At 66.2% G+C, this 24601-nt stretch carries 24 protein-coding genes and 2 tRNA genes; 13 read left to right on the top strand and 13 right to left on the bottom strand.

What is annotated here, in order from left to right:
* Position 1 precedes the first annotated feature (1 nt).
* Complete coding sequence (gene trpE, locus AC1DNE_RS06090) at positions 2 to 1516, top strand: anthranilate synthase component I (RefSeq protein WP_441471093.1); 1515 nt, start codon at positions 2 to 4, stop codon at positions 1514 to 1516.
* 130 nt (positions 1517 to 1646) lie between these two features.
* Here trpE and AC1DNE_RS06085 read toward each other — a convergent pair whose 3' ends face one another.
* The gene (locus AC1DNE_RS06085) at positions 1647 to 2222 is read right to left on the bottom strand and encodes a TIGR00645 family protein (protein ID WP_476767045.1); all 576 of its coding nucleotides are present in this window, start codon (positions 2220 to 2222) and stop codon (positions 1647 to 1649) included.
* A gap of 244 nt (positions 2223 to 2466) precedes the next feature.
* Between AC1DNE_RS06085 and AC1DNE_RS06080 the strand changes: the two genes are divergently transcribed.
* Positions 2467 to 2913 carry a BA14K family protein gene (locus AC1DNE_RS06080; RefSeq protein ID WP_441471041.1) on the top strand — a complete coding sequence of 149 codons (447 nt, stop codon included), beginning with the start codon at positions 2467 to 2469 and terminating at the stop codon, positions 2911 to 2913.
* Positions 2914 to 3047: 134 nt separating this feature from the next.
* Entirely contained in the window at positions 3048 to 3827 is a 780-nt protein-coding gene (xth, locus tag AC1DNE_RS06075; RefSeq protein ID WP_476840971.1) for an exodeoxyribonuclease III, read from the top strand.
* A gap of 117 nt (positions 3828 to 3944) precedes the next feature.
* On the opposite strand, the gene AC1DNE_RS06070 is transcribed toward xth, so the two are convergent.
* The 5 genes from AC1DNE_RS06070 to dps all read right to left on the bottom strand — a co-directional run bounded on the left by AC1DNE_RS06070 (position 3945) and on the right by dps (position 11252).
* Positions 3945 to 4907 (bottom strand): tetratricopeptide repeat protein, encoded by a 963-nt coding sequence (locus AC1DNE_RS06070; RefSeq protein WP_441471039.1) that lies wholly within the window; start codon positions 4905 to 4907, stop codon positions 3945 to 3947.
* A complete protein-coding gene (ilvD, locus tag AC1DNE_RS06065; RefSeq protein WP_441471038.1) occupies positions 4894 to 6624 on the bottom strand; it encodes a dihydroxy-acid dehydratase in 1731 nt (576 codons plus the stop codon). Before ilvD ends, AC1DNE_RS06070 begins: the two co-directional genes overlap by 14 nt.
* Before the next feature lie 288 nt (positions 6625 to 6912).
* Positions 6913 to 7494, bottom strand: a complete 582-nt coding sequence (locus tag AC1DNE_RS06060) for a YqaA family protein (RefSeq protein ID WP_441471037.1) — start codon at positions 7492 to 7494, stop codon at positions 6913 to 6915.
* Positions 7495 to 7758: 264 nt separating this feature from the next.
* Positions 7759 to 10578: a valine--tRNA ligase gene (locus tag AC1DNE_RS06055; RefSeq protein WP_441471036.1), complete on the bottom strand. Its 2820-nt coding sequence runs from the start codon at positions 10576 to 10578 to the stop codon at positions 7759 to 7761.
* 146 nt (positions 10579 to 10724) lie between these two features.
* Positions 10725 to 11252: a DNA starvation/stationary phase protection protein Dps gene (gene dps / locus AC1DNE_RS06050; protein WP_441471035.1), complete on the bottom strand. Its 528-nt coding sequence runs from the start codon at positions 11250 to 11252 to the stop codon at positions 10725 to 10727.
* 180 nt (positions 11253 to 11432) lie between these two features.
* On the opposite strand from dps, the gene AC1DNE_RS06045 reads away from it, so the two are divergent.
* Both AC1DNE_RS06045 and AC1DNE_RS06040 read left to right on the top strand, forming a co-directional pair.
* Positions 11433 to 11915: a pyridoxamine 5'-phosphate oxidase family protein gene (locus AC1DNE_RS06045; protein ID WP_441471034.1), complete on the top strand. Its 483-nt coding sequence runs from the start codon at positions 11433 to 11435 to the stop codon at positions 11913 to 11915.
* Positions 11916 to 11941: 26 nt separating this feature from the next.
* Positions 11942 to 12235, top strand: a complete 294-nt coding sequence (locus tag AC1DNE_RS06040) for a hypothetical protein (protein ID WP_441471033.1) — start codon at positions 11942 to 11944, stop codon at positions 12233 to 12235.
* Positions 12236 to 12287: 52 nt separating this feature from the next.
* Here the strand turns inward: AC1DNE_RS06040 and AC1DNE_RS06035 are convergent, their stop codons facing one another.
* The 4 genes from AC1DNE_RS06035 to AC1DNE_RS06020 all read right to left on the bottom strand — a co-directional run bounded on the left by AC1DNE_RS06035 (position 12288) and on the right by AC1DNE_RS06020 (position 15564).
* Entirely contained in the window at positions 12288 to 12887 is a 600-nt protein-coding gene (locus tag AC1DNE_RS06035) for a PopZ family protein (protein ID WP_441471092.1), read from the bottom strand.
* Between the two features lie 186 nt (positions 12888 to 13073).
* Positions 13074 to 14489: a TolC family outer membrane protein gene (locus AC1DNE_RS06030; protein WP_476765345.1), complete on the bottom strand. Its 1416-nt coding sequence runs from the start codon at positions 14487 to 14489 to the stop codon at positions 13074 to 13076.
* Positions 14490 to 14662: 173 nt separating this feature from the next.
* The gene (locus tag AC1DNE_RS06025) at positions 14663 to 15304 is read right to left on the bottom strand and encodes a protein-L-isoaspartate O-methyltransferase family protein (protein WP_441471032.1); all 642 of its coding nucleotides are present in this window, start codon (positions 15302 to 15304) and stop codon (positions 14663 to 14665) included.
* Between the two features lie 185 nt (positions 15305 to 15489).
* Positions 15490 to 15564 (bottom strand) — tRNA-Asn (locus tag AC1DNE_RS06020).
* 169 nt (positions 15565 to 15733) lie between these two features.
* Between AC1DNE_RS06020 and AC1DNE_RS06015 the strand changes: the two genes are divergently transcribed.
* Both AC1DNE_RS06015 and AC1DNE_RS06010 read left to right on the top strand, forming a co-directional pair.
* Positions 15734 to 15807: transfer RNA gene (locus tag AC1DNE_RS06015), tRNA-Cys, on the top strand.
* 97 nt (positions 15808 to 15904) lie between these two features.
* The gene (locus AC1DNE_RS06010; RefSeq protein WP_441471031.1) at positions 15905 to 17359 is read left to right on the top strand and encodes a cryptochrome/photolyase family protein; all 1455 of its coding nucleotides are present in this window, start codon (positions 15905 to 15907) and stop codon (positions 17357 to 17359) included.
* Positions 17360 to 17367: 8 nt separating this feature from the next.
* On the opposite strand, the gene AC1DNE_RS06005 is transcribed toward AC1DNE_RS06010, so the two are convergent.
* Positions 17368 to 18150, bottom strand: a complete 783-nt coding sequence (locus AC1DNE_RS06005) for an SDR family NAD(P)-dependent oxidoreductase (protein WP_441471030.1) — start codon at positions 18148 to 18150, stop codon at positions 17368 to 17370.
* A gap of 170 nt (positions 18151 to 18320) precedes the next feature.
* Here AC1DNE_RS06005 and AC1DNE_RS06000 point away from each other — a divergent pair, with 170 nt between their 5' ends.
* From AC1DNE_RS06000 to AC1DNE_RS05990, 3 genes are all read left to right on the top strand, one after another.
* Entirely contained in the window at positions 18321 to 19037 is a 717-nt protein-coding gene (locus tag AC1DNE_RS06000) for an alanyl-tRNA editing protein (protein WP_441471029.1), read from the top strand.
* 188 nt (positions 19038 to 19225) lie between these two features.
* Complete coding sequence (gene sseA / locus AC1DNE_RS05995) at positions 19226 to 20080, top strand: 3-mercaptopyruvate sulfurtransferase (RefSeq protein ID WP_476840970.1); 855 nt, start codon at positions 19226 to 19228, stop codon at positions 20078 to 20080.
* A gap of 61 nt (positions 20081 to 20141) precedes the next feature.
* On the top strand, positions 20142 to 20660 hold the full coding sequence (locus AC1DNE_RS05990; protein WP_441471027.1) for a cupin domain-containing protein: 519 nt from the start codon (positions 20142 to 20144) through the stop codon (positions 20658 to 20660).
* 213 nt (positions 20661 to 20873) lie between these two features.
* Here AC1DNE_RS05990 and tsaA read toward each other — a convergent pair whose 3' ends face one another.
* Together tsaA and AC1DNE_RS05980 are read right to left on the bottom strand one after the other, a co-directional pair.
* Positions 20874 to 21365 carry a tRNA (N6-threonylcarbamoyladenosine(37)-N6)-methyltransferase TrmO gene (tsaA, locus tag AC1DNE_RS05985; protein WP_441471026.1) on the bottom strand — a complete coding sequence of 164 codons (492 nt, stop codon included), beginning with the start codon at positions 21363 to 21365 and terminating at the stop codon, positions 20874 to 20876.
* Between the two features lie 168 nt (positions 21366 to 21533).
* On the bottom strand, positions 21534 to 21740 hold the full coding sequence (locus AC1DNE_RS05980; RefSeq protein WP_441471025.1) for a TOBE domain-containing protein: 207 nt from the start codon (positions 21738 to 21740) through the stop codon (positions 21534 to 21536).
* Positions 21741 to 21856: 116 nt separating this feature from the next.
* Between AC1DNE_RS05980 and modA the strand changes: the two genes are divergently transcribed.
* Genes modA through modC form a run of 3 tightly spaced genes read left to right on the top strand, consistent with a single transcriptional unit; the run spans position 21857 to position 24452 of the window.
* The gene (gene modA / locus AC1DNE_RS05975) at positions 21857 to 22660 is read left to right on the top strand and encodes a molybdate ABC transporter substrate-binding protein (protein ID WP_441471024.1); all 804 of its coding nucleotides are present in this window, start codon (positions 21857 to 21859) and stop codon (positions 22658 to 22660) included.
* The gene (gene modB / locus AC1DNE_RS05970) at positions 22657 to 23361 is read left to right on the top strand and encodes a molybdate ABC transporter permease subunit (RefSeq protein WP_476765344.1); all 705 of its coding nucleotides are present in this window, start codon (positions 22657 to 22659) and stop codon (positions 23359 to 23361) included. Before modA ends, modB begins: the two co-directional genes overlap by 4 nt.
* Entirely contained in the window at positions 23358 to 24452 is a 1095-nt protein-coding gene (gene modC, locus AC1DNE_RS05965) for a molybdenum ABC transporter ATP-binding protein (protein WP_441471022.1), read from the top strand. The genes modB and modC overlap by 4 nt, the downstream gene beginning before the upstream one ends.
* Positions 24453 to 24601: the final 149 nt, after the last annotated feature.

Below are 24601 nucleotides of genomic sequence, written 5' to 3'. Positions count from 1 at the left end.
GATGCAGCCCCTTCTGGAGTTCGAGCGCTTCGCGCAGATCTACGAGACGGGCGCGCCGCAACTCCTGCGGCAGGTTCTGGTCGGCGACTGCGAAACACCGGTCGCCGCCTTTCTGAAGCTGCGCCATTCCACCTCCGGCCCGGCCTTCCTGCTCGAATCGGTGGAAGGCGGCGCCGTGCGCGGCCGCTATTCGATGATCGGGCTGGAGCCGGACCTGATCTGGCGCTGCCATAAGGGCGAAGCCTCGCTCTGCCGGACCGCGCTGGGCGACAGCTTCCTCACCGATCCACGCCCGGCCTTCGAGAGCCTGCGCGCTCTCCTCGATGAGAGCGCCATTCCGGACGCTGAAGACCTGCCGCCGATGGCGGCCGGAGTCTTCGGCTATCTCGGTTACGACATGGTCCGGCTGATGGAGCGCCTGCCGGAAGCCAAGGATACGGGCACGGGCGTTCCCGACGCCATCCTGACCCGGCCGACGCTGATGGTGGTGTTCGATTCGGTGCGGGACGAGATCCATGTCGTGACTCCGGTCCGGCATATGCCGGGCGTCGGCGCGCGCCACGCCTATGAGCGGGCGCAGGAGCGGCTGGAGGCGGTTGTCCTGGCCCTCGAAGGCGCCCTGCCCGTCGAGGCCGACATCGACATCGCCAACCTGCCGGAGCCGGCGACGACCTCGAACACGAGTGAGGCCGAGTATTTTGAGATGGTCGCCAAGGCGAAGGAGTATATCCGCGCCGGCGACATCTTCCAGGTCGTGCTGTCGCAGCGCTTCGAGGCGCCGTTCGCGCTGCCGCCCTTCGCGCTCTATCGCGCGTTGCGGCGGATCAACCCGGCCCCCTTCCTGTGCTATCTCGACTTCAGCGATTTCCAGATCGTTTGCTCGAGCCCGGAGATCCTGGTCAGGCTGCGCGACGACACCGTCACCATCCGCCCGATCGCCGGCACGCGCCGCCGCGGCGCCACGGAAGCCGAGGACGAGGCACTGGCCGAGGAATTGCTGGCCGATCCGAAGGAGCGTGCCGAGCATCTCATGCTGCTCGATCTCGGTCGCAACGATGTCGGCCGCGTCGCGCAGATCGGCACGGTCAAGGTGACCGATTCCTTCTTCATCGAGCGCTACAGCCAGGTGATGCACATCGTCTCGAATGTCGAGGGTACGATCGACCCCAGTCACGATGCGCTCTCGGCGCTGATCGCCGGCTTCCCGGCCGGCACGGTCTCCGGCGCGCCGAAGGTGCGGGCGATGGAGATCATCGACGAGCTGGAGCACGACGCGCGCGGGGCCTATGGCGGCTGCATCGGCTATTTCGGCGCCAATGGCGAGATGGACACCTGCATCGTGCTGCGCACGGCCGTCGTCAAGGACGGGCGCATGCATGTCCAGGCCGGCGCCGGCATCGTCTACGATTCGAACCCTGCCTCCGAGCAGGAGGAGTGCATCAACAAGGCGAAGGCCTTGTTCCGCGCTGCCGAGGAAGCGATCCGCTTCGCCGCCCGGACCGGACGCGGGCAATAGCGGGTCTCGGCAGCCGCGTCATGCTCGGGCTTGATCCGAGCATCTCGGAAACCAGCGCCTTCTCGTCCTGAGATTCTCGGGTCGCCGCCATGCGGCGCCCGAGAATGACGACGCTGCTCTCGGCAGGTCGCTAATGGCTCTTGCCGTTCGCCACAGTCATCCGGTCGACCCAGGCGATGCCGATGGCGGACAGGATGAAGACGACGTGGATCAGCGTCTGCAGCAGGACGCCCGTCTCGGTGTAGTTCGCGGTCCTGCCCGCGATGCCGATGTTGCCGGCCTCGATGAAGGTCCTGAGCAGATGGATCGACGAGATGCCGATGATCGCCATCGCCAGCTTGATCTTCAGAATGCTCGCATTCACGTGGCTCAGCCATTCCGGCTGATCGGGATGGCCTTCGAGGCGCAGCCGGGAGACGAAGGTCTCGTAGCCGCCGACGATGACCATGATCAGCAGATTCGAGATCATCACCACGTCGATCAGCCCGAGAACGACCAGCATGATCTGCTGCTCGCTGAAATCGAAGGCATGGGCGACGAGATGCCAGAGCTCCTTGAGGAAGAGGAAGACATAGACGCACTGCGCCACGATGAGGCCGATATAGAGCGGCAGCTGCAGCCAGCGGGAGCTGAAGATGAGCGCCGGCAGCGGCTTCATCGCGCGAGGCGCGTCGGGTCGGAAAGGCGGGCTGCCGGGAGAGGCCATGGTAGGGTCCTGATCCTTCGAATGATGAGCTTTTTGTGCGGTGAGGCGCTAGATGGCGATGAAAACGCATCGATGCAACCCGCAAAATGATGCTCTGGCACCCAACAGCCACAATGTTGTGACGACCAATTTGCGCCGAGATTGCACGCTAGTCTTTGCGCCGGATCGACAGATCGCTAGAGTTGAGTCCGACCGGGGGAACATGCCGAGTTCCACTCGCACAGGACAGCAGAGGAGTTTCGTCATGATCAGGACGCTTGTCGTCGCCACCGCCATCGCCGGTTGCGCCGCCCTTGCCGCCCCCGCTTCGGCAGCGCCGCTGGCTCCCGCCACCGCGGCCGTCGTATCCGCCAAGGCCGAGGCGGGCCTGCTGCAAAGCGTGCAGTGGCGCCCCTACGGCTATTACGGCCCCGGGTATTACCGCTACAACCGAGGCCCGGCGGTCGGTGCCGGCATCGCGGCTGGCGTCATCGGCGGGGCTCTGGCGGCCGGCGCGCTTGCCGCTCCTCCCCCGCCCCCGGTTTATGCCTATCCCGCTCCGGCGCCGGTCTATGGCGCGCCCGCGCCTGCCTATGGCTACAGCATCGAGGATGTCGATGCCGTGGCTTACTGCTCGCGTCGCTTCAGGTCCTACAACCCGGAAACCGGCACCTATATCGCCAAGGGCGGCGTGGTCCGTGCCTGCCCCTGACAGGGGCCGACAATCCGGTCGCGGATGATCACTCCCCGCAGCAATGCGGGGAGTTTTCGTTTGCGGCCGAAAGCGGCTTGCCATGACGGCGGCGATCCCGCTTATCCTGCGCCCTGCCTAACTCGGAGCGTCTCGTGCGTATCGCCACCTGGAACGTCAATTCGGTCCGCCAGCGTCTCGGCCATCTGCTGGATTTCCTGAAGGAGGCCGAGCCCGACGCGCTCTGCCTGCAGGAGATCAAATGCGTGGATGCCGATTTCCCGCGCGCCGAGATCGAGGCGGCCGGCTGGCGGGTCGAGACACACGGCCAGAAGACCTTCAACGGCGTCGCGATTCTCAGCCGCTCCCGCCTGGAGGATGTCCGGCGCGGCCTGCCCGGCGATGATGGCGACGAGCAGGCGCGCTATCTCGAAGGCGTGCTGCCCTTCGGCGACGGCGTGGTGCGCGTCGCCTCGATCTACCTGCCGAACGGCAACCCGCCCAACACCGAGAAGTACCCCTACAAGCTCGGCTGGATGCAGCGGCTGACGGCCCATGCCCGGATGCTGCTCGAGCAGGAGGAGCCGCTGGTGCTCGCCGGCGACTACAATGTGATTCCCGAGCCGCGCGATGCCCGTGACCCGGCTGCCTGGGTCAGCGACGCGCTGTTCCTGCCGCAGACGCGCGCGGCCTTCCGGGGCCTCGTCAACCTTGGGCTGACCGAGGCCGTACGCAGCGCGACCGCTGCCGGCGGGCTCTACACCTTCTGGGATTATCAGGCCGGCGCCTGGCAGCGGAACAACGGCATCCGCATCGACCATCTGCTGCTCTCGCCACAAGCGGCGGACAGGCTCGCGGGAGTGAGAATCGCCAAGCATGTCCGCGGCTGGGAGAAGCCGTCGGACCATGTGCCGGTGTTGGTGGAGCTGCACTGAGGGCAGCAGAAGGCCGCCATGCTCGGGCTTGACCCGAGCATCTCTGAAACCAGTGGCTTCTCGTCGTGAGACTCTCGGGTCTGCGCTTCGCTACGCCCGAGGATGACGGCGATGCGCTCAGTTCTGGCCGTTGTTGCTGTTGCCGCTGTTGCGCGAGCTCGCCATTTGCTGGCGCTCGACGAGGGCCAGCGCTGCCGAGCGATCGGCAGCGGAAGCCGCGGCGAAGGCGGCGGCGTGACGCTCGATGATCCAGGATTCGCGCGCCGGATCGGCACCCTCGCGGGCCATGGCAAGCCACATCAGGCCGAGCACAGGCTGACGCGGCACGCCCTCGCCGCCGCGCAGCAGCATCTCGCCGAAAGCGGCACGCGCCGGCGCATGTCCCTTCTCTGCGGCGAGCTTCATCCAGCGTGCCGCCTGGCGCGGATCACGGCCGGTGCCCTGCCCGGTCATGTAGAGACGGGCAAGGTTGTACTGGCCGTCCGGGTCGCCGAAATAGGAGGCGGCGTAGTGGAACATGTCGAAGGCCCGGTCGGGGTTGGGCTTCACATAGCTGCCCTTGATCCCGTCGGTGAAATAACCGCCCAGCGCGACGAAAGCGCTGCCGACGATGCGGCCCTCGGCCGTGCCCGGAATGGCGTCGGCATTCTCGTCCGCGATCTTCGAGAAATACTCGAAGGCCTTGAGGTCATTGGTCGGAACGCCCTCGCCTCCGGCATACATGCGGCCGAGCTTGTATTGCGCAGTGAGGTGCCCCTGGGAGGCGGCGTATTCGAGCGCGCGAACGGCGCCGACTTTGTCGCCGGCCGAGGAATCGCGCATCCAGGCCCGCAACGCATCGCGCGCGCTGCTGAAGGGCACGAGCGGCAGCGCCGTATGCGCCGTCGGCGTATCGGGGGCGGGAGCGACGACCGCGGCTCCGGGAACGCCAGACACGGAATCGCCCGGCTCCGGCAGTGCGGCGCCCGGAATCGAGCGCGGCGGCACCGGCTTTCCGCCTGCAAAGTCCTGAGCCCAGGCGGCCTGCTGGCCACCCAGGAACAGGAACAGGCATGCTATGGTCGAGCTAGATATCCGCATAGCAATGGGTTTCGGCCGCCCCTCCTGGGTGGGTGACTGCGCCGCCTTTGGCGGAGCCAACCGTCTGCGCGTACTTCCACAGCGCCCCGGAGTTGTAGTCGGTTTTCCTCGGTTTCCAGCCCTTACGACGCTCTTCAAGTTCGGCATCAGAAAGGCGGACTGCGAGCTTTCCTGTGATGGCGTCCAATTCGACGATATCGCCATCGCGGATCAGGCCGATCGGGCCACCGACGGCGGCCTCCGGGCCGACATGGCCGACGCAGAACCCACGGGTCGCTCCGGAGAAACGGCCATCGGTGATGAGCGCGACCTTGTCGCCCATGCCCTGGCCGTAGAGGGCGGCGGTTGTTGCCAGCATCTCGCGCATGCCAGGGCCGCCCTTCGGCCCCTCGTAGCGGATGACGAGGACGTCGCCTTCCTTGTAGCTGCGCTCGGTGACGGCCTTGAAAGCGTCCTCCTCGCAGTCGAAGCAGCGGGCCGGGCCGGTGAAGACCAGCTTGTCCTCAGGCATGCCGGCGATCTTCACGATGGCGCCTTCGGGAGCGAGGTTGCCCTGCAAGCCGACGACGCCGCCGGTCACAGTGATCGGCTTGTCGGCGCGGTAAACGACGTCCTGCTGGTCGTTCCACTTCACCGAGGCCATGTTCTCGGCAATGGTACGGCCTGTGACGGTCATGCAGTCGCCGTGGAGATAGCCGGCATCGAGCAGGCTCTTCATCACCAGCGGGATGCCGCCGACCTCGAACATGTCCTTGGCGACGTATTTCCCGCCGGGCTTCAGGTCGGCGATGTAGGGCGTCTTCTTGAAGATCTCGGCGACCTCGAAGAGATCGAAGTCGATGCCGCATTCATGCGCGATCGCCGGCAGGTGCAGCGCGCCGTTGGTCGAGCCGCCGGTGGCGGCAACAACCATCGCGGCGTTCTCCAACGCCTTGCGGGTGACGATGTCGCGCGGGCGGATGTTCCGCGCGATCAGCTCCACCACCATCTCGCCCGCGGTGTAGCAGAAGGCGTCGCGGACATCGTAGGGCGCCGGAGCGCCGCAACTATAGGGCAGCGCCAGGCCGATCGCCTCGGCGACGGTCGCCATGGTGTTGGCGGTGAACTGGGCGCCGCAGGAGCCGGCCGAGGGGCAGGCTGCCTCCTCGAGCTCCTGCAGGTCCTCGTCGGACATCGCGCCGACCGAATGCTTGCCGACGGCCTCGAAGACGTCCTGCACCGTGACCGGGCGGCCCTTGAAGGTGCCGGGCAAGATCGAGCCGCCATAGATGAAGATCGACGGCACGTTCAGGCGGACCATCGCCATCATCATGCCGGGCAGAGACTTGTCGCAGCCGGCAAGGCCGACAAGCGCGTCGTAGCAATGGCCGCGCATCGTCAGCTCGACCGAGTCCGCGATGACCTCGCGCGAGGCGAGCGACGACTTCATGCCCTGGTGGCCCATGGCGATGCCGTCGGTGACGGTGATGGTGCAGAACTCGCGCGGCGTGCCGCTGGCGGAAGCCACGCCCTTCTTCACGGCCTGGGCCTGACGCATCAGCGAGATGTTGCAGGGGGCCGCCTCGTTCCAGCAGGAGGCGACGCCGACGAAGGGCTGCGCGATCTGCTTCGCGGTCATGCCCATCGCATAATAATAGGAGCGGTGCGGGGCCTTGGCCGGGCCAACGCTCACATGGCGGCTCGGCAGTCTCGACTTGTCGAACACACGCGTATCCATCGCCACTCGTCCCGTCCCCCGACCAGCACGGCGCGAAGATGTGCCACGCCATACCCGCCGGGAGCAATCGGCACCCCCGAAACCCACTCTTGGCCCGAAAACGCTCCCGAGCCGGCGCGTTAGTTCCAATTTGAATATATCTCAGGGACTTAACGCCCCGTTTTGCTGGGCGTCGTTTGTGGCGGCATCGCGGCGATTGCGTCAGTCGAGGCGGCGCTGAGCGCCAATCTCATCGGTGTGTTGCGTCGATGTCACAAAGTCGAGGGCGGCAGCTGACGCAGCGGCCGCTCACAGCACCATGGGAAGGACGAAGAAGCCGCCCACGACGACGGCGACGAGCGCGAGCGCCGTCATCGGCAGGTGCTTCTCGATGAAGATGCGGATGTCGTCGCCATAGAAGCGCAGGGCCACGGCGATCATCAGGAAGAAGGTGGTCCGCGACACCACCATGCCGATGGTGAACTTCCACAGGTCGAAATGCAGGAAGCCCGACATGATCGTGACGATCTTGAACGGAATCGGCGTCAGGCCCTTGGTGACGAGAACCCAGAACCAGTAGTCCTGCGAAGAAGAGATCAGGTGCGCGGCCTTGTCCTGCAGGCCGTAGATGCCGATCAGCCAGGCGCCGACCGATTCGTAGAGCAGAGCGCCGATGGCGTAGCCGAGATAGCCGCCGAGCACGGCGCCGAGCGAGCAGATGCCGGCGTAGAACCAGGCGCGGTCCGGCCGCGCGATGCACATCGGAATCAGCAGCGGGAGCGGCGGCAGCGGGCTGATCGAGCTCTCAACGAAGGTGATGGCGAAGAGTAGCCAGGGGGCAGCAGGATGGGAGGCGTATGAAACGCACCAGTCGTAAGCTCGCTTGAGCATGGGTTCTGAACAGCCGGTCCTTTTGCCGCCACGCATTCTGCATGGCGGATTTGCGTCGGGCGCATCTAAGCGGGGTCCGAGAGAGAATGCCAGTCCTCTCTTGGATCAGCGTCAATTTGACGACAAAGGCGTGACCGGATTGCGATGCCCGGAACGCGCTGCGGGCCATAGCGTCATTGCGAGGAGCGAAGCGACGACGCAATCCAGGGGCCGCAGAGCTCTACGTCTCCTGGATTGCTTCGCTGCGCTCGCAATGACGTATCTTCACGCAAGCCGCGCCAGAGCCTCCGCGATCTTGAGCTTGCGCGCTTCCGCCGCAGCCTTGCGTTCGCGGTTCTCCTCGACGATCTCCTCCGGCGCGCGGGCCATGAAATCGGGGTTGCCGAGCTTCTTCTCGACGATCGTGATGTCCTGATCGAGCTTGGCGAGTTCCTTCGTCAGTCGCGTGCGCTCCGCGTCGAGATCGATCAGGCCGGCCAGCGGCAGCGCCGCTACCTCGCCGCGCACGATGATCTGGGCCGATTGCGCCGGCGCCGCCGCCTCGAAAGCGATGTCGGAGACGCGCGCCAGCCGCTCGATCATCGGCCGCCAGCTTTCGATCGTGGCCCGCGTCGTCACTGAGGCATTGACGAGCACGAGCGGCGCCTGCGTGCCGGCCGGGACGTTCACTTCGGAGCGGACCGAGCGGATGTCCGAGATCAGGTCGACGACGAAGCCGATCTCGGCCTCCGCCGCCGCATCCTTGAGCGCCGAAAGATCGGGCCAGCGGGTGAGGCAGACCAGCGAGGCGTCGCCCGCCGCCAGCTTGCGTGGCGCACCGGCCTCGGCCTTCTGCGCCCAGAGCTCCTCGGTCAGGAACGGCATGAAGGGGTGGAGCAGCTGGCAGATCAGGTCGATGACGTAAGCGACCGTCGCCTGCGTCTCTGCCTTCGCCGCGGCATCGACGCTCTCGCCCTGCAGCACCGGCTTGGCAAGCTCCAGATACCAGTCGCAGAACTGGTTCCAGACGAAGCGGTAGGCTGCGCCGGCCGCCTCGTTGAACTTGAAGCTGGGTATGCCCGCCGCGACCTCCTCGGCCGCCTGTGCGGCTTCGCTGAGGATCCACCGGTTGAGCGGCTGCTTGACCGAGGCAGGGTCGAAATCGGCAGCGCGCAGGCAGCCGTTCAGTTCAGCGAAGCGCGCGGCGTTCCAGATCTTGGTCGCGAAGTTGCGATAGCCCTCGACGCGCGAGGTGGCGAGCTTGATGTCGCGGCCCTGGGCGGCCATGGCGGACAGCGTGAAGCGCAGCGCGTCGGCGCCGTACTTGTCGACGAGCGTCAGCGGATCGATGACGTTGCCCTTCGACTTCGACATCTTCGCGCCCTTCTCGTCGCGAACGATGGCGTGGATGTAGACGTCCTTGAACGGCACCTCATCCATGAAGTTGAGGCCCATCATCATCATCCGGGCGACCCAGAAGAAGATGATGTCGAAGGCGGTGACCAGCGTCGCCGTCGGGTAATAGTGCCTGAGCTCCGGCGTTTCCTGCGGCCAGCCCAGCGTCGAGAACGGCCAAAGGGCCGACGAGAACCAAGTGTCGAGTACGTCCTCGTCGCGCGTGAGTGCGACGGTGTCGCCGTAATGCGCCATCGCCAGGGTCTGCGCCTCGGCTTCCGACTCGGCGACGAAGACCTCCCCGTCCGGCCCGTACCAGGCCGGGATCTGATGGCCCCACCAGAGCTGGCGCGAGACGCACCAGGGCTCGATGTTCTCCAGCCAGTCGTAATAGACCTTGGTCCAGTTCTCGGGTGTGAACTTGGTGCGTCCGTCCTGCACCGCCTTGATCGAACGCTGCGCGAGCGGCTTGACGTCGACATACCACTGGTCGGTCAGCCAGGGCTCGATGACGACATCCGAGCGGTCGCCATGCGGCACGGTGTGGGCATGCGGCTCGACCTTCGCCAGAAGGCCGCGCTCAGCCATCATTTCGACGACGCGGCGGCGCGCGACGAAACGGTCGAGCCCGTCGAGCGCGAGGGTCTCGGCTTCCGGCTTGGAGCCAGCCAGGAAATCCTCGTTGCCGGCGAGCAGGATGCGCGCCTCGCCATCGAGGATGTTGACGACGTCGAGCTTGTGGCGCTTGCCGACCTCGAAGTCGTTGAAGTCATGCGCCGGGGTGATCTTGACGGCGCCGGTGCCCTTCTCCGGGTCGGCATAGTCGTCGGGCACGATCGGGATGATGCGGCCGACCAGCGGCAGCACGGCATTGCGGCCGATTAGATGGCCAATCGTCTCGTTGTCGGGATGAACGGCAATGCCGGTGTCGCCCAGCATCGTCTCCGGGCGCGTCGTCGCGACCGTGATGAAGGTCGAGGCGTCATCCGGGTCATAGGTCGCGCTTTCGAGCGGGTAGTTGAAATAGTAGAGATGGCCGTTCGGATCGCGGCTCAGGACCTTGTCGAGCTTGGCCGCGTCGAAGGCCTCTTCGCCGCCGCGCTGCCATTTGAACGAGCCGGTCTTCTCGATCTGCAGGACCTCGAGATCCGAGATCGCGGTCTGGAACTTGGGGTCCCAGTTCACCAGGCGCTTGGCACGATAGATCAGCCCCTGCTTGTGCAGGCCGACGAAGACCTTGAGGACGGCGGCCGACAGCCCCTCGTCCATGGTGAAGCGCTCACGCGACCAGTCACAGGACGCGCCGAGACGGCGGAGCTGATTGACGATCGTCCCGCCGGACTCCTCCTTCCACTTCCAGACCTCGGCGAGGAAGGCCTCGCGGCCCATCGTGCGGCGGTCGGTGCGATTCTCGGCGGCGAGCTTGCGCTCGACGACCATCTGCGTCGCGATGCCGGCATGGTCGGTGCCGGGCTGCCAGAGCACGTCCTTGCCGCGCATGCGCTCGAAGCGGCAGAGCACATCCTGCAGCGTGTTGTTGAGCGCGTGGCCCATATGCAGCGAGCCGGTGACGTTCGGCGGCGGGATCACGATGCAGTAGGGCTCGGCCCCGGGCGCCGCTCCCCTGCCCGCCTTGAAGGCCTGCGCCTCGTCCCAGGCCTTGCTAATCCGGGCCTCGACGGCTGCCGGCTCGAAAGTCTTGTCCATCATCGCTTCGCTCGAACGCAGAAAGGCCGGGGAACCTGCCCCGGCCGGAAAATCACAGGCCAAAAGGTCTCGCGTCTTAAGAGCGCATGCGCGGGGCGCCCGTCAACGTTTTCGATGACAGGCGCCCGCCGGCCTTGCGCCGAAGTGGCTCAACCCAGGTTCGACTGCAGGAACCAGAGCGACTTGTCGAGCATGCGCGAATAGGCCGTCAGGATGTCGGCGGAGTCGGCGTCACCCGCTTCGGCGCAGGCGTCGATCGCTTCGCGAACCTTGTTGCCGGTGTCGGCATAGCGCTCGATCAGTGCGTGGAGATGATCCTGAACCGACACGATTTCTGTCGGATAGGGCTTGAGCGACGTCGCCGCCGCCGTCGTCTGCGCGGTGCCGAGCGCGATGCCGCCGAGCTGCGCGATCCGCTCCGCGACCGTGTCGACATGCTCGTCGAGCTGGTCGCGAAAACCGTCCAGCATGAGATGCACGCCGATGAAGCCCGGCCCCTTCAGATTCCAGTGCGCCTGCTTCGTGACCAGCGCCAGGTCGATGCCATCGGCGAGTCGTTCGTTGAGCAGGCCGACGACCTTCGTCTTGGTGTTCGAGGCCAGATCGATCTTGCTCGATTTGACGATCTTCGCGGATGCAGAGGTTTTCGGCGCGGTCTTCGTCGCAGGCTTGGCCATAGCAAATCCCCCTAAGCGGAAAACGACAAAGGAAAGCGCGACGCGCCGCTAGCGGCGCGTCGCGCCACTCCCTACGCGCGGACGGCGCCATTGTTCCCTCGCCAAGACCTAAACGACCGAGGGAACCTGCCGCGCGGCGATCCGTTGCATCCACGACAGCTGCAACACGGAGAAACCGGCATGCCCCGCAATGATCAGGATCGCGTCTGGGAGCTCATCGACTCAATCAAATTCGCCATGCTCGTGACCCATGACGGCAATGGCGACGAACTGCGCGCGCGCCCCATGCACGCCCATGGCAAGCGCGAGGAGGACACCATCTACTTCCTGACGGATCGTCGCCACCACAAGGATGACGAGATCCAGATCAACGACAATGTCTGTCTCGCCTTCTCCGACACGAGCGGACACCGCTATCTGTCGATCAGCGGCACGGCGACCGTGGTCGACGATCGCGCCCGCGTGCGTGCCCTGTGGGAGCCGAGCAACAAGGCGTTCTGGGACGACGAGAACGATCCCGACATACGCATCCTGCGCGTGCGGCCCGCCATGGCCGAGTTCTGGGACAGCCCCGGCAAGATCGTCACCAGCGTCAAGATGGCCGCGGCGGCTGTGACCGGCTCGAAACCCGAACTCGGAGAGCACCGCAAGGTCACCTTCTAAAGCTCTGCTACCAAACAGGAAAAACGATGCTGAAGCTCTTTGTTCATGGCCTCGGGGCATGGTTCGCCGTCGAGGCCGCTTCCGGGCGCTATCCGCGTCCGATCGCAGTGGGCCTGACGATGCTGGTGTCGCGGCTCGGCGCTCCCGCTACCCTGCTCGCTGTAGCCGGATACGGGCTCGAACGCCTCAGGGAAGCCGGCGCATTCGAGGGGCGGCCAGCGCGACCGCGCCAACGCCATGCGAGGCCGGCGGTCTCCGCGCGTCGCGGAGCGCGCCCGGCGCGCGGCGCCCGGGACAGCTCGCAACAAACCAAGGCTTGATCGTAAACCGCCGACACCGGCGGGCCTCAATAGCGCGGCGGCCTCGGAGCAGTCAGCTCCGTCCGCCGCGCGCGACGCGTTCGATCTCGGACCGGACCAGACGCTCGACCATCGTCGGAAGGTTGTCGTCGAGCCAGCTCTTGAGCATCGGCTTCAGCATGTCCTTGACGAGGTCTTCCAGCGTCCGGGCGTTGTTGCTGAGCACCGTGCTGGCGAGCTGGCCAAAGGCGTTGGTCACGGCCGAGCTGGCCTGATCCGACAGCAGGCTCGCCATGTCGACGGCGGGAGCGGGCTGCGCGGCGACGAACGGAGCGGGTTCTGGTTGAGGCGGCGGCGGCGCCACTGCGACAACAGCCGGCTGCTCCTCGACAAAGGCGATGTCGGAATCGTCGACGATGCTGTTCTGGGGCGCTGGCTCAGGTTCGGGTGCAGGTCCAGGCGTCGGAGCCGCGATCAGAGCGGCTTCGGCTCCCAGATCCAGCACGTCATCGTCGATAGCCGCTATCGGGGCCGGGGCAGGCGCGGCTTCAGGTTCCGGAGCCTGAGCGGCGGCAGACTCAGCCGGTTTCACCTCATCGTCCGAAATGATCCGGCGAATGGAGGCGAGAATTTCCTCCATCGACGGTTCGTTGGGCTTGGCTTGCGCGCTCATGAAGGCCTGACCGTTCGACATCGGGCGCGCCGATGGAATCAACGCTGCTCCAAGAGCGGAGTATTCCACGACTTACAGGGCAGACAAGGCGAGGACAGGCTCTCCCACAGGAGAAATCGGCGCTGTTGCGCGAATGCGCCGAAGCTGGCGGCTGGCATCAGGGCCAGCCGCAATCAACGGAGAGCTTCAGCGGCCGTCAGGGGTCTGTGTGCCCCACAGCAGGCCCTTGACCTGATCGTAGTGCTGGCGGGGCTCGTAGGACTGGGCCTTGAGCTTGAGCGTCTCGGAGGACAGCTTGCCGATTGCCGAGAGCACCGCATAGGAGGCGACGACACGGTCACGCTGCGCCGTCACGAGGCTCGAGCGCGCGCTGACCAGTTCCTGCTGCGCGTTCAGGACGTCGAGAGTGGTTCGCTGGCCGACCTTGGCCTCTTCGCGAACGCCGGCAAGCGCAGTCGAGGACGCCTCGACCTGAGCCTGCGCAGCGATGATCTGGGCCTTGGCCGCTTCCAGCCCGCCCCAGGCGGAGACGACCGCCGCGCGAACCGTATCGCGCTGAGTGTCGACCTCGATGCGGCGCTGGCCGGCCGTTTCCTTGGCCTGCCGGGTGCGGGAATAGACCTGCCCGCCTTCATAGATCGGGATCGTCAGCGCGCCGACGATGCTCGCCGACAGGCGGTTGTCGCCGAAGAACGTGCTGTCGTAGCGCTGCTGGACCGTGCCGGTGACGCCGATGGTCGGATAGAGATCCGCTTCCGTGACCTTGACCTGCAGCTCGGCGGCGTCGACGCCGTGCAGCGCCGCGATGATCGCCGGGTGGCTGCCGAGAGCGTGCGTCAGCGCCAGCGGCAGTGACTTCGGCAAGAGGCTCTCGACCGGGCGGGCGGGCGTGAGCGAACGGGGCTCAATGCCGATATTCTGGCGAAAGCGTGCCACCGAGGTCTTGAGGTTCGATTCGGCGAGAATCGCCTGCGACTGGGCGGACGACAGCCGCGCCTCGGCCTGGGCAACGTCGGTCCGCGTCACCTCGCCGACCTGAAATCGATCGCGCGTCTGGCGCAGCTGCTCCTCGAGAACCTCGACGTTGTTCCGGTTCAGGCTGAGAATCGCCGTGTCGCGCAGCACGTTCATATAGGACGTCGCGCCATCCAGCAGGACGTTCTGTTCGGTATTGCGGAGGGTGGCTCGCGCTCCAAGCACCTGCGATTCGGACTGGCCGACCGAGTTGCGGGTCTTGCCGGCGTCGAAAATGTTCTGGGTGATCGAAACGCCGGCGCCGCGCGGCGCGAGCCGGCTCGTCGTGCGGTTATGAAAGCCCGAAGACGTACTGCCGGCCGGGGTGTCGGTCTCCAGGATGCTCGCGCCGATATCGGCCGAAGCCTGGATGCGGGGACGATATCCGGAAAGAGCCTGCGGAACGTTCTCGTCGACAGCGCGGACGGAGGCACGCTGCGCATTCAGGGTCGGATTGCCCGAATAGGCCCGGGCCAGCGCGGCTTCCATGGACTGTGCCGCGGCAGGCAAAGCCCAGCCGCCTGACATCGCCAAGGCGATGATGGCGGAGAGCCCGAACCCGGAAATCTTGTCGTATCTTATTTTCACTGGACGCCTCGTGTGCGCACTGAAGTCGCGCCCAGGCTACGCCCCAGCCTCGGCATAATTCTCTATTTCATACCCTGCCCGACGCCGTGAGCCAACGCATGGGCGCCGCCAGGAGCATTTCCCTCGGAACCTGCCACAAAAATGCGACACCCTCCTTTCGAAAATGCAAACGCTTAGAAGACGAAGGCCTCCGGACGGCGAAATTCGGACAGAACCGGAGCCGCAGCATCGAAGACCGGGCGGCCGGCGACGATATCCGAGGATTTTCGATAAAGTTTGACGCGGGCGGAACGCCCTGCCCCCTCAACCACGACGAGCCGTCCCTCGGCTCGCAGCAAGGGGAAAAGCGATTCCGGCTGAGTCTCGCAGGCACCGCTGACCAGAATCGCGTCGAACGATTCTCTGGCGGGCTGCGTGGCGGTGATCGTGACCTGTTGGGCGCCGGCGGCACGCAGCGCGCCTTCGGCGAGGGTGCGGGCGGCCGAGTCGGGCTCCCACAACGTGACCTTGGCACCGACATGGGCCATCAGCGCCGCCCCGTAGCCGGAGCCGCCGCCATATTCGAGCGCATCCTCGCCCGCCTGCAGGTCGAGCAGCTGAATCATGCGGGCGATGACCATCGGCGTCATCAGCGCGCGCCCGGTGCCCGGCAATGCGATCGACTGGTCGAGATAGGCGAGATGCGCGAAATTCTCCGGGACGAACACCTCGCGCGGAACCGTATCGGCCGCGGCCAGCACGGCCCGATCGGTCACGTCATAGGTGCGCAACTGGCAATCGACCATGTTGCGGCGCAGCCCGCTGAAGCCTTCCATAACCCTGAACTCTCCGTCTGCGCTGGCGCCCGGAACGGATCGGCTGCGAAGAGCGGATTCCATCCGGCCGGCTCAGCGCCGTCACGGCTGCTTTGTGTTCGACCCGCGCGCAAAAGGCAAGCTCGCCTTGCATCGCAGCAACGCGGCGGCCTGTCGGGCGGGCTAACGATTTTTGGGGAAGGTGCTGGCTCCCGGAGCAGGATTCGAACCTGCGACCAATCGATTAACAGTCGATTGCTCTACCGCTGAGCTATCCGGGAACAACGTGGCGGGGTCATAGCGGGGTGCCCCCGGCAGCGCAAGCCCCTTGCGAGCCAACCAAGCAGATTTGTCATCTGCGCTGTGGACGGAGCGATGCCGGCTTGCGGCGGACTGCGGCTTGTGGTTATTGCGCTCTCGCTGAGGCGGCCGATGCCGCTTTCGCCGGAAGGCCTCGTGGCGGAGTGGTTACGCAGAGGACTGCAAATCCTTGCACCCCGGTTCGATTCCGGGCGAGGCCTCCAAAAAATTCTTCTTCTTCCTGATACCGATCCGCCTCCCGCCGCGTTTGTGCGGGCGTGGTTGGCGCGTGCACGATACTGCCCGACCGGATGAGGAATCATGGCTGAGCGCTCCCTGCACTGGTTCAGGAACGATCTGCGGCTGGCGGACAACCACGCCCTCGCCGCGGCAGCGCAGGCCGGACCGGTCCTATGCCTCTATATTCTCGACACCGGCGCCGCTCGCCGGCCGCTCGGCGGCGCTTCGCGCTGGTGGCTGTCGCGTTCGCTCGACGCGCTCGGCAAAGCTCTGGCGCAGAAGGGCGGCCGGCTCGTGCTGATGCAGGGCGATCCGGCCGAGCTGATTCCATGCGTCGCGGCAGCGGCCGGAATCGAGCTGGTCACCTGGAATCGCCGCTACGAAGCGGAGGCGATCACGCTCGATCGCCAGCTCAAGGAAGACCTGTCGCGGAGCGGAATCAGCGTCCGCAGCTTCAACAGCCATCTCCTGAACGAGCCATGGCAGGTCACCACGACGACCGGGCAGCCGATGAAGGTGTTCACGCCCTACTGGCGCGCCGCCCGGCAGAAGGGCGGGCCGCCGGCTCCGATTCCGGCGCCGGTGCGAATCGAGGCGCTTCCCCTGCCCGAGTCGATCGAGGCTCTCAGCGTTTCGCTGCCGAATCTCGGGCTTGAGCCCGGCAAGCCCGACTGGGCCGGGGGCATGCGGGCGGAATGGACGCCTGGAGAACAAGGCGCCGCGGTGCGACTCGACGATTTTCTGGCCGGCGCGCTCGCGGGCTATGCCGAAGGTCGCGACCGGCCAGACCACGAATCGACCTCGCGGCTTTCACCGCATCTGCGCTTCGGCGAGATCGGGCCGCGCCAGATCTGGCATGCGCTCCATCATGCCCGCGCAACCGGCGAGGCAGCCGGATCGGAGCGCGATGCGGAGAAGTTCCTCTCCGAGATCGGCTGGCGCGAGTTTTCCCACCACCTGCTCTTCCACAATCCCCAGCTGGCGACGCGCAACTACGATGAGCGCTTCGACGCTTTTCCCTGGCAACCCGACAAGGAGGCGCTCCGCCGCTGGCAGCGCGGACAGACCGGCATCCCGCTGGTCGATGCCGGCATGCGCGAACTCTGGACAACCGGCTGGATGCACAACCGCATCCGGATGGTCACGGCGTCCTTCCTGATCAAGCATCTGCTGCAGGACTGGCGCGCCGGCGAAGCCTGGTTCTGGGACACGCTGGTCGATGCCGATCCGGCCAGCAATGCTGCGAGCTGGCAATGGGTGGCGGGATCGGGCGCCGACGCCTCGCCCTACTTCCGTATCTTCAACCCCGTCACGCAGGGCGAAACCCATGATTGCGGCGGTGCCTATGTCCGCCAATGGGTGCCGGAACTGGCAGGACTTTCCGACAAAGATATCCACCAGCCGTGGAAGGCCTCGGAAAAGGCGCTGCGCGAGGCCGGAGTGCGAATCGGCGAGACCTACCCTGCCCCGCTCGTCGACCTCGCCTTCGGGCGCCAGCGCGCGCTCGATGCCTTCTCCAGGATCCGCAACCGCTGAAGCCGGGCTCAGTCGTTCCGCTCGGCGAAGCGGGCCATCAGCGCGAAATAAGCCGGATAGGGCAAGAGCCGCGCCGCCTTCAGGATCCAGGCGAGGCGGCGTGGAAAGGTAATTTCGAAGCCGCCGCGCTCGAAGCCGTCGACGATTCGACGGGCGCCTTCCTCCACCGTCAGCAGGAACGGCATCGGGAAGCGCCGGCCCCGCGTCATCGGCGTGTCGACGAAACCGGGATTGACCAGTTGCAGGCGGATGCCGGCCGCCTTGCAGTCGAAGTGCAGCGACTCGCAGAAATAGATCACGGCCGCCTTGGCGGCCCCGTAGGCGGCTGCACCGGGCAGGCCGCGATAGCCGACGAGCGAGGCGTTGACCGCAATCTGACCGCGTCCGCGCGCGGCCATGCGCGGCTTCACGGCAAAGAGGCTTTTCACGACGCCCAGCAGATTGACAGCGACGACCTTCTCCACGGTCTCGGTATCGATCCGACCGCCTTGCCCGGATGCGATGCCGGCATTCAGGAACGCCAGTGCGATCGGTCCGTGAATGCTCTCGATGGCCTCCGTGATTCCCTGCATCGCCTGCGCATCGGTCACGTCGCCGGCGTGGGCGACGATCCGGCCCGGGAAGCTCTCAGCCTCGCGTGCGACGGCTTCGAGCGCGTCCGTCCTTCGCGCGGTGACCGCGACCGTCCAGCCGCGCCGCGCCAGTTCGAGCGCAACCGCCGCTCCGATGCCGGAGCTGGCACCGGTGACCCAGGCGATGCCGTCCTGCGGTTTCATGCGGGGCAAGACCATGACTGCTCCGGGTTGATCGGAGTCGCCATCTAGGCATCGAATCGCGACGCCGGAAGCCTCGCGGCCCAATTCATCCCCGCTATCCCTTCAATGAGGTGGCACCGGCGAAGCAATCGGTGCAGTCTGCGGCGCGAAGGCGCCTCGAGCGCGACCAGCGAGACGACAAGATCATGCCGACCGAACTGCTGTTCCGCCAGGATGCCTATCTGCAGGAGACGCCCGCGACGGTGGAAGCCGTCAACGAGCGTGGCGGCATCATCCTCGACCGCACGATCTTCTATGCGACCGGCGGAGGCCAGCCGGGCGACGCCGGACATCTGCGCCGGGCGGACGGCGGCCTCATCGCCATCGGCACCACGATCTACGATCCGGAGGACAAGAGCCGGGTCATCCATGTTCCCGCCGAAGGCCAGGCTCTGCCGGCGCCGGGCGAGGCCGTTACCGCCGCGCTCGACTGGGAACGCCGCTTCAAGCGCATGCGCGTACATACCGCGCTCCACCTGCTCAGCGTCGTGCTGCCCTTCCCCGTAACGGGCGGCTCGATCGGCGATGGCGACGGGAGACTCGATTTCGACATCCCGGAAGGCGGGCTCGACAAGGCGGAGGTGACCGAGAAGCTCAACGCGCTCATCGCGCGCAACGCCGACGTGACCGAGCGCTGGATCACCGACGAGGAGCTCGACGCCAACCCGGGTCTCGTCAAGACGATGTCGGTGAAGCCGCCGCGCGGCTCGGGCCGCGTCCGGCTTGTCGCCATCGGCGATATCGACTTGCAGCCCTGCGGCGGCACCCATGTCCGCAACACGGCGGAGATCGGCCTCGTCGCCGTCACCGATATCGAGAAGAAGGGCAAGCAGAACCGGCGCGTGCGCATCGCGCTGGCCTGAGAAGCCGTCCGTGGATTCCAGCCCTCATCCTGAGGAGCGGCCGGAGGCTGCGTCCCGAAGGATGATCCAGGAGGCTCCGGAACCATCTGGAGCATCCCTCGAGACACCGCTTCGCGGCTCCTCAGGATGAGGGCTTCGGGCGTTTTTCAAGTAGATTGCAAACCTCGAATATCCCCAAGGACACGCCTATGGCCCGTGAAGACGTTTTCGTTTCGACCGACTGGCTCGCCGAGCGCCTGAACGCGCCCGACGTCATCGTGGTCGACGGCTCCTGGTATCTGCCGGCGCATGGCCGCGATCCGCATGCCGAATTCGCGGAGCGGCGTATTTCAGGCGCCGTGCATTTCGACATCGACGCGGTGAAGGACATCAACTCCGACCTGCCGCACATGCTGCCGCGGCCGGAGGCCTTCTCGGCGGCCGTCGGAGCCTTGGGGATCGGCGACGGCATGCGTATCGTCGTCTATGACGGGCTCGGCCTGTTCTCGGCCCCGCGCGTGCGCTGGACCTTCCGCACCTTCGGCGCCAAGGACGTGGTCATTCTCGAGGGCGGTTTCCCGAAATGGGAGCGCGAAGGCCGGCCGATCGAGCATGGCCCGCCGCGCGCCCGGGCCGCACGCAGCTTCACCGCCCGGCTCGACCATTCCGCCGTCGCCAGCGCCGACGATGTCGCCAGGGCGCTTGCCGGTGGAACGCAGGTTGTCGATGCCCGCCCGGCCGACCGCTTTCGCGGGGAAGCACCCGAGCCGCGTCCCGGCGTCCGCTCCGGCCATATGCCGGGCGCGCTCAACGTGCCCGCAACCGCGCTGATCGCCGATGGCAGCCTGAAGGATTCCGGCGCGATCGCCGCTGCCTTTGCCGAGGCCGGAGCCGATCTCGACAAGCCACTGATCACGAGCTGCGGCTCGGGCGTCACCGCCGCGATCCTCGCGACTGCGCTTGAGACCATCGGCAAGCCGGCGCGCGCGCTCTATGACGGCTCCTGGGCCGAATGGGTCGCCAGCGACCGGCCGATCGCGACCGGACCGGCGAAGAAGGGTTGATTGCGTATCCCATTCGCAGCCCTCGGGATGAGGGCTGCGATCCTCTTATCGGGAGATCGTCATGAGCCATGACCATCCGCACGATCACGACCATCCACACGACCATTCCCATGACGAGCCGCGCTGGAAGCATGACGGCGTGCGCGTGATCTCCGGCGACAAGCTCGATCCCAACACAGCGCAGACGCCGGGCATGTTCCGGCAGGCCGCGATCAACCACGCCCGCGTCGGCGCGCAGAAGATCTGGGCCGGCACCGTCGCCATCCAGCCCAATGCCAAGACGGGCGTGCACCATCACGGCGAACTCGAAAGCGTGATCTACGTGGTGAGCGGCAAGGCGCGGATGCGCTGGGGCGAGCGGCTGGAGTTCGTCGCCGAGGCGGGGCCGGGCGATTTCATCTACGTCCCGCCCTTCGTGCCGCATCAGGAGATCAATGCGAGCCCGGACGAGCCGCTGCAATGCGTGCTGGTGCGCTCGGACAATGAGGCGGTGGTGGTCAACATCACCGACGTCGACCCGGTCGAGCGGCCGGAAGAGGTCTATTGGGTCGACCCGATCCACAAGCACCCGCACGGGTAGACCCGCTGGCTGGGTATGTAGAAAGGCCGTCGTTCCAGATCGTCATGCTCGCCCTTGTGGCGAGCATCCACGTCTTGAACGCAACATTCGGCCAGCAAAGACGTGGATGGTCGGGACAAGCCCGACCATGACGGCAAATGTCTTATTGATGGGCTCCGTGCTCAGGCCTGGCCTAACCCCGGAGTTACAGCCGCACCTCGAACAGGTCCCATCTCAACCGGTCTCGAAATCGCCGGGCTGCGGCGGGGCTATCGGGGTGAAGAGCGCGCGGTCAGGCTTGATGTCGAGGAGCGGCGTCTCGTCGAGGCAGTCGAGCCCGCGCACCAGCAGCACCCGCCGTTCCCGCGCGACCAGCGTCGCGATCGAGGTGCCGATCGGGTTGGGCCGCACCGGCGTGCGCAGGGCGAAGGTGCCGTGGGTCTCGCCATTGTTGGCAGGGCTCTGACGGATGAGGTCGCGGCGCGACTGATGCAACCAGTAGAGCACCTCGAGCCGCTCGAAGCGCTCGATGCCCTCAAGAGCTTCGTCCCAGGGCGGGAAGAGCTCGATGCGGCAGATCGGTCCGTCCGCCCTGCCCTGGCGCGGACAGGTCAGCCGTGAGGTCCAGGGCGTGCGGATGGTGCCGATGAAGACGAGGCCGGCATCGGACGCCTGGGGCGGCGCGACGGCGACTTCCTTTTCGCGGATCTCGTTCTCGCGGACCATGCCGAAATGACCTCCCGGAACCGCCCTCGATCAGCTTCGCCGTCATTGCGGGCGCAGCGAGGCAATCCAGGGGACTGGGTTGAGCCGTCCAGCCCTGCGGACCCTGGATTGCTTCGTCGCTCCGCTCCTCGCAATGACGGTTCCCGCGATCCGAGCGGTTCAAAAACCTCAGTCGATCGCGATCATCACGTCGGAAGCTTTCACCACGGCATAGGCTTCCTTGCCGACGGTCAGCTTGAGATCGTCCACCGCCGCGTTGGTGATCGAGGACGTCACGATCGCGCCGCCGATATCGATGCGGACATGGGCCGTCGTCGCACCTTTGGTGATCTCGACGATCTTGCCCTTGAGCTGGTTGCGCGCGCTGATCTTCATGGCTGGGCCTCTCCTTGCGGCAAGTCGGTCGCTGCGGCTCCTTGACTTGGCTCCGGGCGCGCTGCAACCATCGTTATATCCATCGATATACAACGATAAAGACAGCGAGGAACAGCATGTTGAAGCGTCGCACCCTGCTGGGCATGGGCCTGGCCCTTGCCGTGAGCTTTGCCCCCGCCTTCGATGCCGCGCAGGCGCAGACGAAGGACCTCGTCATCTTCGCCGCCGCCAGCATGAAGAATGCGCTCGACGAGGCCGCGGCCAACTGGGTCAAGGAGAGCGGAAAGCCCGCTCCGAAGATCTCCTATGCCGCCAGCAACACCCTGGCGAAGCAGCTGGAGAACGGCGCCCCGGCCGATCTTTTCGTCTCGGCCGACCTCGACTGGATGGACTATGCGGCAGCCAAGAACCTGATCAAGCCCGATACTCGCGTCAGCCTGCTCGCCAACCGCATCGTGCTGGTCGGCGGCAAGGATTCGACCGCCAAGCTCGATCTCAAGCCCGGCGTCGATGTCGCCGGTGCCGTGGGCGCCGGCCGCCTCGCCATGGGCAATGTCGATTCCGTCCCGGCCGGCAAATACGGCAAGGCGGCGCTGGAGAAGCTCGGCGCCTGGGACAAGGTGAAGGACAAGATCGCGCAGGCCGACAATGTCCGTGCCGCGCTGCTGCTGGTCTCGCGGGGCGAGGCGCCGCTCGGCATCGTCTATGCGACGGACGCCGCTGCCGACCCACAGGTCAAGGTCGTCGCGACCTTCCCCGAAGATTCGCACCCGCCGATCGTCTATCCCGTCGCCATCACCAGGGATTCGGCCAATCCCGACGCGCAGGCCTTCCTGACCTATCTGCGCAGCCCTGCCGCCAAGCCGGTCTTCGAGAAGCAAGGGTTCACGGTTCTCAACAAGGCTGCCAGCTCTTCGTGAGCGACTTTTTTTCGCTCTCCCCGGAAGAATGGACGGCGGTGAGGCTCAGCCTCATCGTCGCCAGCACCGCCATGGTCGCGAGCCTGCCGCTCGGGCTTGGCGTCGCGCTTCTGCTGGCGCGCGGGCGCTTCTGGGGCAAGTCCCTGCTCGACGCCATCGTTCACATGCCGCTGATCCTGCCGCCGGTGGTGACGGGCTATCTGCTGCTCATCGGCTTCGGCCGGCGCGGGCCGATCGGGCAGTTCCTCTATGACTGGTTCGGGATCGTGCTCTCGTTCCGCTGGACCGGCGCGGCGCTGGCTTGCGGCGTGATGGGCTTTCCGCTCATGGTCCGGGCCATCCGGCTCTCGATCGAGGCGGTCGACCGCAAGCTGGAAGCCGCCGCCGGCACGCTTGGCGCCAGCCCGATCTGGGTCTTCTTCGTCGTCACCCTGCCGCTCTGCCTGCCCGGCATCATCGCCGGCATGATTCTGTGCTTCGCCAAGGCGATGGGCGAATTCGGCGCGACGATCACCTTCGTCTCCAACATCCCCGGCGAGACGCAGACGCTGCCTTCGGCGATCTACACCTTCACCCAGGTCCCGGGCGGCGACGCCGGCGCGATGCGGCTGACGCTGATCTCGATCGCGATCTCGGTCACGGCGCTCTTCCTGTCCGAATTGATGGCGCGCATGGTGGGCCGCCGGATCGACATCGAATGAAGCCCGCTCTCGACATCGCTGTCCGCCATAGGCTCGGCGACTTCAAACTCGATGCTGCCTTTACCTCGGACGGGCGCCTGACCGCCCTGTTCGGCAGTTCGGGTTCGGGCAAGACCTCGCTGGTCAATGTCATCGGCGGACTGATCCGCCCGGATGCCGGCCACGTCCGTGTCGATGGCGAGACGCTGGTCGATACCGAGCGCGGCATCTTCCTGCCAAAGCACCGCCGGCGCATCGGCTACGTCTTTCAGGAGGCCCGGCTTTTCCCGCATCTCACCGTCCGGCAGAACCTGCTGTTCGGCCATTGGTTCGTGCCGCGCGCACAGCGCAAGCCGGCAGAGCTCGACAAGGTCCTCGACCTGCTCGGCATCGGCCATCTGCTGCATCGACGCCCGGGCGCGCTCTCCGGCGGCGAGAAGCAGCGCGTCGCCATTGGCCGCGCTTTGCTGGCGCAACCGCGCCTGCTGCTGATGGACGAGCCGCTCGCGGCGCTCGACGAAGCGCGCAAGGCGGAGATCCTGCCGCATATCGAGCGGCTGCGCGACGAGGGCGGCATCCCCATCGTCTATGTCTCGCATGCACTGGCGGAAGTCGCGCGCCTTGCCACGACAGTCGCCATGGTCGAGAACGGGCGCATCGCCGCTTGCGGTCCCACGGCCGAGATCCTCGCCCGGCCCGATCTGGCGGCGCGGCCGGGTGCACCCGAAGCGAGCACCTTGCTCTCGGCCGAGGTCGCCGGCTTCGAGGAAGCCTTCGGGCTGGCGCGGCTCACGACACCGGCCGGGCCGCTGACGATTGCGCGCGGCACGCTTCGACAGGGTGAGCGGATCAAGATCCGCATCCTGGCGAGCGACGTCATGCTCAGCCTCGGCCGCCCCGGGGAGGTCAGCGCGCTCAATGTTCTGCCCGGCGCCGTCTCCGAGATCGGCGAGCGGAGCGGTTTCGGCGGCAGCACCGTGCATCTGCTCGTCGCCTGCGACGAGGCCAAGCTGGCGGCCCGGCTGACGGCGAAATCCGTCGCCTTGCTCGGTCTCGTCCAGGGAAAACCGGTCCATGCGGTGATCAAGAGCGTCTCTGTCGAGATGCCCTGAGCCGGACGCGCAATTCAGCTGGAGCCGCGCCGTCATTCTCGGGCGGAGCGAAGCGCAGACCCGAGAATCTCATGATGAGAAGGCGCTGGTGCCTCTTCTTGCAGGAGATGCTCGGGTCAAGCCCGAGCATGACGGCCAAGCCAGCGCTC

This window comes from Allobosea sp. 05L423 (assembly GCF_056397745.1).
This window is presented reverse-complemented; position numbering and strand designations above follow the sequence as displayed.